The 9,302-nt window shown below is 69.7% G+C and carries 13 protein-coding genes; 10 read left to right on the top strand and 3 right to left on the bottom strand.

Annotation, left to right across the window (positions count from 1 at the left end):
• From Q0R63_RS20420 to Q0R63_RS20375, 10 genes are all read left to right on the top strand, one after another.
• On the top strand, positions 1–850 hold an 850-nt coding region (locus tag Q0R63_RS20420), incomplete at its 5' end, for an ISAs1 family transposase (protein WP_295701586.1).
• Positions 851–908: 58 nt separating this feature from the next.
• The gene (locus Q0R63_RS20415; RefSeq protein ID WP_295701584.1) at positions 909–2,165 is read left to right on the top strand and encodes a serine hydrolase domain-containing protein; all 1,257 of its coding nucleotides are present in this window, start codon (positions 909–911) and stop codon (positions 2,163–2,165) included.
• Positions 2,166–2,489: 324 nt separating this feature from the next.
• Positions 2,490–2,771: a hypothetical protein gene (locus Q0R63_RS20410; protein ID WP_295701582.1), complete on the top strand. Its 282-nt coding sequence runs from the start codon at positions 2,490–2,492 to the stop codon at positions 2,769–2,771.
• Between the two features lie 611 nt (positions 2,772–3,382).
• Positions 3,383–4,612 (top strand): ATPase, T2SS/T4P/T4SS family, encoded by a 1,230-nt coding sequence (locus Q0R63_RS20405; RefSeq protein WP_295701580.1) that lies wholly within the window; start codon positions 3,383–3,385, stop codon positions 4,610–4,612.
• Entirely contained in the window at positions 4,612–5,481 is an 870-nt protein-coding gene (locus Q0R63_RS20400; protein ID WP_295701578.1) for a type II secretion system F family protein, read from the top strand. Before Q0R63_RS20405 ends, Q0R63_RS20400 begins: the two co-directional genes overlap by 1 nt.
• Positions 5,478–6,434: a type II secretion system F family protein gene (locus Q0R63_RS20395; RefSeq protein WP_295701576.1), complete on the top strand. Its 957-nt coding sequence runs from the start codon at positions 5,478–5,480 to the stop codon at positions 6,432–6,434. Before Q0R63_RS20400 ends, Q0R63_RS20395 begins: the two co-directional genes overlap by 4 nt.
• Before the next feature lie 40 nt (positions 6,435–6,474).
• Entirely contained in the window at positions 6,475–6,672 is a 198-nt protein-coding gene (locus Q0R63_RS20390; protein WP_295701574.1) for a hypothetical protein, read from the top strand.
• Between the two features lie 80 nt (positions 6,673–6,752).
• Entirely contained in the window at positions 6,753–7,145 is a 393-nt protein-coding gene (locus Q0R63_RS20385) for a TadE/TadG family type IV pilus assembly protein (RefSeq protein WP_295701572.1), read from the top strand.
• A 14-nt stretch (positions 7,146–7,159) separates the two neighbouring features.
• Entirely contained in the window at positions 7,160–7,639 is a 480-nt protein-coding gene (locus Q0R63_RS20380; RefSeq protein WP_295701570.1) for a pilus assembly protein, read from the top strand.
• Entirely contained in the window at positions 7,636–8,136 is a 501-nt protein-coding gene (locus Q0R63_RS20375; RefSeq protein ID WP_295701569.1) for a pilus assembly protein TadG-related protein, read from the top strand. The genes Q0R63_RS20380 and Q0R63_RS20375 overlap by 4 nt, the downstream gene beginning before the upstream one ends.
• 185 nt (positions 8,137–8,321) lie before the next feature.
• Here the strand turns inward: Q0R63_RS20375 and Q0R63_RS20370 are convergent, their stop codons facing one another.
• The 3 genes from Q0R63_RS20370 to Q0R63_RS20360 are packed head-to-tail and all read right to left on the bottom strand — an operon-like array spanning position 8,322 to position 9,173.
• Positions 8,322–8,741, bottom strand: a complete 420-nt coding sequence (locus Q0R63_RS20370) for a type II toxin-antitoxin system VapC family toxin (RefSeq protein ID WP_295701567.1) — start codon at positions 8,739–8,741, stop codon at positions 8,322–8,324.
• The gene (locus Q0R63_RS20365; RefSeq protein WP_295701565.1) at positions 8,738–8,977 is read right to left on the bottom strand and encodes a type II toxin-antitoxin system Phd/YefM family antitoxin; all 240 of its coding nucleotides are present in this window, start codon (positions 8,975–8,977) and stop codon (positions 8,738–8,740) included. Before Q0R63_RS20365 ends, Q0R63_RS20370 begins: the two co-directional genes overlap by 4 nt.
• A 28-nt stretch (positions 8,978–9,005) precedes the next feature.
• On the bottom strand, positions 9,006–9,173 hold the full coding sequence (locus tag Q0R63_RS20360) for a hypothetical protein (RefSeq protein ID WP_295701563.1): 168 nt from the start codon (positions 9,171–9,173) through the stop codon (positions 9,006–9,008).
• Between the last annotated feature and the right edge of the window lie 129 nt (positions 9,174–9,302).

The following is a 9,302-nucleotide window of genomic DNA, read 5'->3' as shown; positions in this document are numbered from 1 at the left end:
CGACGCGGACGTCCTGGACCGGGTCCTCGGGGCGTGGATGTTCACCCGCACCGCCGTGCTTGAAGGGCGGCGGGTGATCGCGATCGACGGCAAGACAGTCCGCGGCGCCCGCACCGCCCGAGCCAGCGCCCCTCACCTGGTCGCCGCCCTCGACCACGCCACCGGAACCGTCCTGGGACAGGTCGCGGTCGCCGCGAAGAGCAACGAAATCCCTGCCGTACGAGACCTGCTCGCCACCTTCGACCTGACCGGCGTCGTGGTCACCGTCGATGCCATGCACACCCAGACCGATACCGTTAATCGAGGGCAGGTCATCATTTCCGGCGGCGGTGAGTACGTGTTCACCATCAAGGGCAACCAGCCGCGGCTGCACACTGCGTGCAAGAAGCTTCCCTGGAAGGACGTCCCCGCCCACCGGGTCACCACCACCGGTCACGGCCGCGCCGTCACCCGGACCATCAAGGTCATCGACGCCCCCACCTGGGTCGCGTTCCCCGGCGCCGCGCAGCTGGCCCAGGTCCGCCGCACCGTGACCAAGGCCGGGAGGAAGACGGTCGAGGTCGTGTACATCCTCACCTCAGCCGGCCACGACACGGCCCCACCAGCCACCCTCGCCGCCTGGGTACAAGGACACTGGGGGATAGAGAACCGCCTTCACTGGTGCCGTGACGTGACCTACGACGAGGACCGGTCGCAGGTCCGCACCGGCAACGCCCCCCAAGTCATGGCCACCCTGAGAAACACCGCGATCAGCTTGCTGCGCTTGACCGGTTGGACCAACATCGCCGCCGGGCTCCGCCATCACGCAAGAGACCCCACCCGGGTCATCACATGCCTGCTGACCTGCTGAAACACGACTTTGCCTCGACCCTGCGTTCGGCACCAGTCCCGATCTAAGGAGATCCACGATGACCCAGGTCGAACCGCGGCTTACGTCCCCCGATTCGGTGGGGATGAGCGCCGACCGCCTCGAGCTGATCGCGCCCGCGATGCAGAAGTACGTCGACGAGCGCGGCTACGCCGGCTTTCAGGCGTTGGTGTCGCGTCGCGGGCAGCTCGTCCACTCCGGGTGCATCGGTTGGCAGGACCGCGAGGCCGGCGTGCCCCTGGCTGAGGACACGATCTACCGCCTGTACTCGATGACCAAGCCGATCATCTGCACCGCGCTGATGACCCTGTTCGAAGAGGGAAAATTCCAGCTCGTCGACCCGGTCGCCAAGTGGATCCCGGCCTTCGCGGCGACGAAGATTGCCGGGCCGGGCGGGACGCTCGAGGACCAGTCGCTGGTCCGCCCGATGCAGGTCCGCGACGTGATGAGCCACACCAGCGGGCTCACCTACGACTTCCTCGAGGACTTCCCGGTCGCGGAGCAGTACCGCCAGAAGCGGATCGGCAACGACCCGACGCGCACCCTCGAGCAGTTCGTCGACGAGGTCGCCACGCTTCCGCTCGCCTTCGCGCCCGGGACGCAGTGGCACTACAGCGTCGGCATCGACGTCGCGGCCCGCCTGATCGAGGTGATCTCGGGCCAGAAGCTCGGGGAGTTCCTCGTGGAGCGCCTGTTCGGGCCGCTCGGTATGACCGACACGGGTTTCGGCGTACCGGAGTCCGAGCGTGGCCGTCTCGCCGCCATGTACGGCCTCCCGGACATCGTCGGCAAGGACATCACGTTCACCAAGCTCGCGATCGCGTTCGCCACGGGCGACCTCGGCCGCCGGGAGGTGGACGCGACCTACCCGAGCGACACGCCGGACGTCTTCCAGCGCGGTGGCCACGGCCTGTTCGGCACCGGCTCGGACTACCTGCGGTTCGCCAACATGCTGCTCACGGGCAAGGCCGAGGACGGCACCCGCGTCCTCGGCCGCAAGACGCTCGAGCTGATGCACACCAACCACCTCGCGCCGGCGCTGCTGCCCTACACCCTCGGCGGTGTGGCCGCGCCCGGCTACGGGTTCGGCCTGGGCTCCCGCGTCGCGATGGACATCGGCCAGAGCGCTCTGGCTGGCTCTGTCGGCGAGTTCGGCTGGAGCGGTGCGGCCAAGACCTACTTCTGGGTCGACCCGGTCGAGGAGATCGTCGGCGTGCTCATGACGCAGCACATGGTCGGCTTCGACCTGCCCGAGGCCGACTTCCGCGCTGTCGTGTACCAAGCCATCGAGGATTGACGTCTTCGCCAGCAGTTGGTTGGCCAATGGGCAACGTGACGGGACTCGTGACGTCGTGAGCAACCTTCGCTTCGAATACCTCCGCGGCACGGTCGCCGACGCCGTCATTCCAGCCGTTGGTTGCAGAGCCTCGGAGGCTCATCGACCCGGTGCACCACCGGCACTGCTGGGTGATGAACTGCTTCAGGGTGTCGGGGCACAGGACCTTGGAGACCACCGTGGTGCGCGGCAGGAGGGCTGTTGACCGGGGTCACCCTAGAGCAACCCCACCGGGGAGAAAGTCCTGTGGAACCCTCGGACTTCTCACGGGTCATCCCTGAGCAAATGCCCCACTCGACCCACTCTGCCCGGGTACGGAACGCGGAGAAGCACCGCACGTATCCCGACCGTGACACCGTCTTGGTCCTGGCCACCACGAACCACACGAACAAGGTCCGGAAGACGGCCACCCAGACGCGCATCGCCCAGACCCGTCGCACCCGGATGGCCCTCGATCCACGACGACCGCCAGACCTGCAGCCGCTCCCACCACTCGGCCGGCGTGGGAGCGCGCGGCGCCACCGCGCGGTCGACGTCGACCGCGGTCACACCGCCGTCCCGTCGTGAAGGTCCCCGGTGCTGAGAGCCAGCCCCCTGGCACAACGACACATCACTACCCCCCGGCGTCGATGAGGGTGGTGACCCCCGAGGCCCAGCGTTCGAGCGAACACCGACAACAGCCGCCCGAAGCAACATCAAGACGTCGAACAACAACCCCGAAGTCCCGATCGTGCCCGCGTCACGAGGATATTTCGGCGTTGGTCGGGTCCACCAGGAAAGTCGGTGTCATGCCGCTGGCGCCACTCTCCGCCGCGAGAGGCGAGACGCAGCCGGGCTTTCTCGACCACTCGCCTGGCCAAGGCCGTCCCAACGGGTCACACCGGCAAGGCGATGGGCCGCTCCGTCGAACATACAGAAGGCGGGGTCGTGTCTGCTTCTGTCGCGATATGCCGCGTCCCCGACCCCGCTCTGTCTGTTTGGTGGCATGACCGCGCATTCTCTGGCATTTCGGATATGTGCCGGTCGGCAGGTTCGGCTCGTCATCCAAAAATGTCCACAACCTTTACTTGATCCGGTTGCGCTGGCTTGGTTCCCGCTTACGATGATGCTGACGGGCCGCGGTGGGATGACTCTCCGAGGGCGTCGGTGTCGCTGGGGGCAGCGGGAGGGCGGGTCGCGTGTCCGAGGCGGTCCGTCATGTCGAGGTCGAGGTCCGGGAGCTGATCCGCCGCTCCGGGCTCGACCCCGCCCGGCACCCCGTCGAGATCGACCGGCTCATCCGCGACGCCGTCGCGGACTACGACGAGCGCTCCGTGCACGGCGGGATGCCGACCCTGGGCAACCTCGGCGACGCGGCCAAGGCCGTCCTGGACACCGTCGCCGGCTACGGCCCGCTGCAGCGCTACTTCGACGATCCCACCATCGAAGAGATCTGGATCAACGAGCCCCGCAAGGTCTTCGTTGCCCGCGGCGGGATCTCCGAGCTCACCTCGACCATCCTGACCGCCGACGAGGTCCGCGACCTCGTCGAGCGGATGCTCCGCAGCTCCGGCCGCCGGGTCGACCTGTCGTCCCCGTTCGTCGACGCGATGCTGCCCGACGGCTCCCGCCTGCACGTCGTGATCCCCGACATCACCCACGAGCACTGGCACGTCAACATCCGCAAGTTCGTTGTCAAGGCCGACCACCTCGACGACCTCGTCCGCCTCGGCACCCTCACCCGCCAGGCCGCCCGCTTCCTCGAGGCCGCCGTCGTCGCCGGCCTCAACATCCTCGTCGCCGGCGGCACCCAGGCCGGTAAGACCACCATGCTCAACTGCCTCGGCGCTGCCATCCCGGCCAAGGAACGCGTCGTCACCTGCGAAGAGGTCTTCGAGCTGAAGATCCCGCTGCGGGACGTCGCCGGGATGCAGTGCCGCCAGCCGAGCCTCGAGGGCACGGGGGAGGTGCCGCTGCGGCGGCTCGTCAAGGAGGCACTGCGAATGCGGCCGTCGCGCATCATCGTCGGAGAGGTGCGACAGGCCGAGTCGCTCGACCTGCTCATCGCGCTCAACTCCGGCCTGCCCGGGATGTGCACGGTGCACGCGAACTCGGCCCGCGAGGCCGTCATGAAGATGTGCACCTTGCCCCTGCTGGCGGGTGACAACGTCAGCTCCCGCTTCGTCGTCCCGACCGTGGCCTCGTCGATCGACATCGTCATCCACCAGGCGCTCGAGCGCGACGGGGTCCGTCGGGTCCGCGAGATCGCCGCCGTCCCGGGGCGGGCCGAGGGCGACGTCATCGAGGTGGCCGACCTGTTCGGGATGCGCGATGGCGTCTTGCGTCGGCTCGACGGATTCCCGCCCCACATCGACCGCTTCGAACGGGCCGGCTACGACATCGCCGCCCTCCTGGTGCAGGCCGCCTGATGACCGGACTGCTCATCGGCCTGCTCCTCGGTCTGGGACTCTTCTGCCTCTGGTGGTCGTGGTGGCCGGTCGAGCCCCGACGCATCGCCCCGAGCGGCCGGGTCGGGCCGCTCACGCGCCTGGGTGACGAGCTCGGCCAGGCGGGCTACGTCTCGGTCACCCCGGGCAACGTCGTCACCGCGTCGTTGGTGGCCTTCGTCCTCGTCTTCCTCATCTTCGTGGCGAGCACCCGGGTGGCGCCGGTTGCGGTGTGCTTCGCGCTGATCGCGGGATACGGACCAATCGCACTGGTGCGTATGCGTGCTCGCAAGCGCCGCTCGCAGCTGCGAAACCTCTGGCCGGACGCCGTGGACAACATCTCCTCCGCGGTCCGGGCCGGTCTGGCGCTCCCCGAGGCCCTCAGTCAGCTCGCCATCCGCGGCCCGGAGGAGCTGCGCCCGGCCTTCGCGGACTTCGCCGAGGACTACCGGACGACGGGACGGTTCCAGGAGTGCCTCGACCGTCTCAAGGAGCGGCTGAGCGACCCCGTCGGGGACCGCCTCATCGAGTCCCTGCGCATCGCCCGCGAGGTGGGCGGCTCTGACCTGGGGCGGCTCCTGCGGACCCTGTCGACCTTCCTGCGCGAGGACGCACGCACCCGCGCCGAGCTCGAGACCCGCCAGGGCTGGACCGTCAACGCCGCCCGGCTGGCGACGGCGGCGCCATGGGTCGTCCTCGCGATGCTGTCCTTCCAGCGCACCTCGCTGGCGGCATACGGAACTCCTGTCGGGGTCGGGGTCCTGGCCGTCGGCGCCGCCATCACCGTCATCGCCTACCGGGTCATGGTCCGGATCGGCCGCCTTCCCGAGGACGAGCGGGTGCTCCGATGATGGCGGCCGTCCTCGGCCCGGGCTGGAGCTGGTCCGGCGCGCTCCTCGGGTGCCTGCTCGCCATCGGCGTCGTCCTGGTCGTGGTCGGGCTACCTATGAACCGCCGACCGCAGCTCGAGGCCCGACTCGAGCCCTACCTGCGCGACGCCCCCCGCCCCTCCCGACTGCTCGCCATGACGAGCTCCGGCGTGGCCAGCCTCCGCGTCTCCCGCCTCCTGCGCCCGGTCCTCATCGACCTCGCCGCAGGGGTGGAGCGGGTGCTCGGCGGGGCCGCGTCCGTCGCCCGTCGCCTCCAGCGCGCGGGGCGCCCACCCGACGTCGAGCGCTTCCGGGCCGAACAGGTGATCTGGGGGATCGTCGGCGGTGTCGTCGGCATCGGTCTCGGTGTCCTGGCCGTCGTGACCCGCGGCACCTCCGCCCTCCCCGTCGTCCTGCTCGTCCTGTTCTCCGCGGTGGTCGGGGTCATCGCCCGAGACCAGTGGCTCTCGACCGAGGCCAACCGTCGCGAGCAGCGGATGCTGACCGAGTTCCCCACCATCGCGGAGCTGCTCGCGCTCGCGGTCAGTGCGGGAGAGGGCGCGACGGGCGCACTCGACCGGGTCTGCCGACTCTCCCGCGGAGAGCTGTCGGGGGAGCTCGGGGCCTGCCTCGCCGACGCCCGCGCCGGGGCCAACCTCCAGACCGCTCTCCTGGGCCTGGCCGACCGCACCGGACTGATCAGCCTCGCCCGTTTCGTCGACGGCATCGTCGTCGCCGTCGAGCGGGGCACCCCGCTCGCCGAGGTCCTCCGGGCCCAGGCGCAGGACGTCCGCGAGGCGGGACGCCGCTCGATCATGGAGGAGGGCGGGCGCAAGGAGATCGCGATGATGGTCCCCGTCGTCTTCCTCGTCCTTCCGGTGACCGTGCTCTTCGCCATCTATCCCGGCGTGAGCTTCCTGAGATTCCAGATCTGACCACCCGAACCAGGCACCACAGGAAAACGAGGCACCACACATGACCCACACCGCCCGCCGGCTCGTCCGGCACCTCACCCACCGGTATGCCGCGGCCAGGCGCGACCGCGGTGACGTCCCCGGCTGGGTCCTCATCACGGTGATGACCGCCGGCCTCGTGACGGCGCTGTGGGTCTTCGCCGGGCCGGCGTTGACGGACATCTTCGGGACCGCCATCCACAGCGTGAAGGGTCCCTGAGCGCCATGTCGTCGGCGCAGGTGGGGCGGCGTCGATCACGAGTTCCGCTGTCCTGGTGTGCCTTTCGTCTCCGCGCATCGGTGCGCCGGGTCGATCGCTCGCGAGACCAGGGGAGCGCCATCGCCGAGTTCGTGATGGTCTCGGGGCTGGTGCTGCTGCTCGGGGTCGGCGTCTTCCAGCTCGGGCTCGCCCTTTACGTGCGCAACACCCTGATCTCCTGCGCCTCCGAGGGGGCCCGACTGGGCGCCCGCGCGGACTCGTCGCCGGCCGAGGGGGCCGACCGCGCGCGCGACCTCATCGCGCGCAGTCTCTCCGCGGCATACGCGCAGGGGGTGGTGGCCACAACCACGACGACGTCGGCCGGCGTCCGGGTCGTCGACGTGAGCGTCACCGCGCCGGTCCCCGTCATCGGGCTGCTCGGACCCACGGGCACGATGACGGTGCAGGGTCGTGCCTTCGTGGAGTCGCAATGAGGCGTGGAGTCGCAATGATGCTGAGCGTGCGCTGGCGGGCAGGCCTGCGGCGACGGCTGGTGTGCCGGCTCGGCGCCCGCGACGACGGGCGGGCGATCATCGAGTTCGTCTTCCTCGGTGTGCTGTTGCTCGTCCCGATGATCTACCTCGTCATCGTCCTCTCCCGCGTCCAGTCCGCAGCCTTCGCCGTCTCGACGGCCAGCCGCGAGGCGGGTCGCGCCTTCACCACCGCAGCCGACGACCGCTCCGCCCACGCGCGCGCCGAGGCGGCGGCCGCACTCCCCTTCGAGGACTTCGGCTTCGGGGGAGAGGGCGTCCTCGACATCTCCTGCGACGCGGCGCCGTGCCTCCGTCCGGAGGGGCGGGTGACCACCGTGGCGACGGTCACGGTGCCGCTGCCGTTCATCCCCGACTTCCTCGCCGCCGCGCTCCCGACCTCGATCCCTATCTCGGCCACGCACGTCGCGACCGTCGACCGGTTCATTTCCCGATGACCACCCTGTCCCGTATGCCGTTGCGGCACAGTCTCTTTCGTTGTCCACTGCGTCGAGGCCCCCGGGACCGCGGTCAGATCTCCATCCTCATCATCGGGCTCTTCGGGGTCTGCCTGATGCTCATCATCGGCGGTGTCGACGTCACCGCGACCCAGATCGCCCGCACCCGGCTCCTCGACGCGGCCGATGCCGCAGCCCTCGACGCGGCGAACGCCCTTGACGAGCAGGCGGCCTACACCGGCGGTCTCGGCTTGTCGGTGCCGGTCAGCACGGCGACCGTCCAGGCGGCGGCGGCGCGCACCATCGCCGCCAGCCCCAAGCCGGTCGGCGTCACCTCGTGGCAGACCGCGGCCGGCACCGGGTCACCCGACGGGCGCACCGCCGTCGTCGTCCTCGAGGGCGAGACGACGCTGCCCTTCACCGGCGGCATCCTCGCGGCACTCGGCGGTTCGGTCACCATCACCGTCGAGGGCCGGGCTCGCGCCGACCTCGGGTGACAGTTCCGCACCGACCTCTGGGTGACAGCCCGCGCCCATTTCCACTTTGATGCTCGGCGGTCAGGTGCGCAACGCCGCGAGGCGCTGCTCGGCCGAAGGCAACTTGGGGGACGACCTGGTCATCGCGGTCGCTCGATGCCCCCCCTGACCGCCATGGCCACGGGTCGAGAGCCGAGAGGTGGGGCTCAGGCGTCCCAGGGGTTGACGACGCTGACTCCGAGCGGTCGGAAGTCAGTCGTGTTGCGGGTGACGACGACGAGGTTGCCGACCAGTGCGGTGGCCGCAACGAGGGCGTCGCGCTCGGGCCGCGGGTCGGGGACGTGCATCGAGGCGGCGCGTCGGGCCACCGCTGGGTCGATGGGCAGGAGCCGGGTCGCGAAGGCCGCCAGCAGGTCTCGCTCAAGCCATGTCCGCAACACCGCGCCTTGCCGCGCGTCGCGTCGCTCGAGTCGGGCGACCCCGATCTCGATCTCCATGAGCGTGATGACACTGATCGCTAGGTCGCTCGCGGGGTTCCCGGCGGCCCAGGTCCGCACGCCCACCGCGGCGCGACCAGCCGGCTTCCTCAGCTCGCAGATCACATCGGTGTCCAGCGGGTATCTCACAGATCGGGGATGGAGAGCCGCAGGTCGACCCGTTCCGGCACGACATCGATGTCATCGTCGACCGAGAGCCACTCCACGATGGAGCGTTGGTCGGCGGTCAGGCGGCGGTAGTCCTCGATGGTCATCAGGACGTGCGACGGCCGCCCGCGGTCGGTGATGATGACGGGTTCCGTTGCTGCCGCACGCTTCGCTGCACTCACGTCCTGGTTGAAGGAGCGTGACGTGATCGTGGACATGGTGGCTCTCAGGAGTGTAGTGATGTACCTACATGATCCGGCTCACACCGCCCACGACGCACCAGCGCCGTGATGTCCAGCGGTTGGCGAACTCGACCGCCGCGGCGTTGACGTCATCGGGCTTCGAGGCGCTCAGGAAGTGCTGGCCGCCCTCGACCACCCTCAGTCGGGTGCCCGCAGCGCTGACGAACCGCACGCTCTCCTCCTCGGCGGAGGCGGTCAGTCGAACATACAGAGGACTGGATCGTGTCCGACTCTGTCCGGGTATGCCGCGCCGCTGGCGCTCCTCTGCATGTCTGGCGGCGCACGCAGTCCCGCACCCGGC

This window comes from Lapillicoccus sp. (assembly GCF_025353065.1).
GTDB lineage: Bacteria > Actinomycetota > Actinomycetes > Actinomycetales > Dermatophilaceae > Lapillicoccus.
Note: the sequence above shows the minus strand (reverse complement) of the source record. Positions and strands in the feature narration are given on the sequence as shown.

What these genes read in the sequence shown, in the direction of transcription:
- Q0R63_RS20410 (WP_295701582.1), top strand. Translation starts at nt 2,490, where the DNA reads ATGCCCCACTCGACCCACTCTGCCCGGGTACGGAACGCGGAGAAGCAC.
- Q0R63_RS20415 (WP_295701584.1), top strand. Translation starts at nt 909, where the DNA reads ATGACCCAGGTCGAACCGCGGCTTACGTCCCCCGATTCGGTGGGGATG.
- Q0R63_RS20365 (WP_295701565.1), bottom strand. Translation starts at nt 8,977, where the DNA reads ATGTCCACGATCACGTCACGCTCCTTCAACCAGGACGTGAGTGCAGCG.
- Q0R63_RS20380 (WP_295701570.1), top strand. Translation starts at nt 7,160, where the DNA reads ATGATGCTGAGCGTGCGCTGGCGGGCAGGCCTGCGGCGACGGCTGGTG.
- Q0R63_RS20400 (WP_295701578.1), top strand. Translation starts at nt 4,612, where the DNA reads ATGACCGGACTGCTCATCGGCCTGCTCCTCGGTCTGGGACTCTTCTGC.
- Q0R63_RS20395 (WP_295701576.1), top strand. Translation starts at nt 5,478, where the DNA reads ATGATGGCGGCCGTCCTCGGCCCGGGCTGGAGCTGGTCCGGCGCGCTC.
- Q0R63_RS20375 (WP_295701569.1), top strand. Translation starts at nt 7,636, where the DNA reads ATGACCACCCTGTCCCGTATGCCGTTGCGGCACAGTCTCTTTCGTTGT.
- Q0R63_RS20390 (WP_295701574.1), top strand. Translation starts at nt 6,475, where the DNA reads ATGACCCACACCGCCCGCCGGCTCGTCCGGCACCTCACCCACCGGTAT.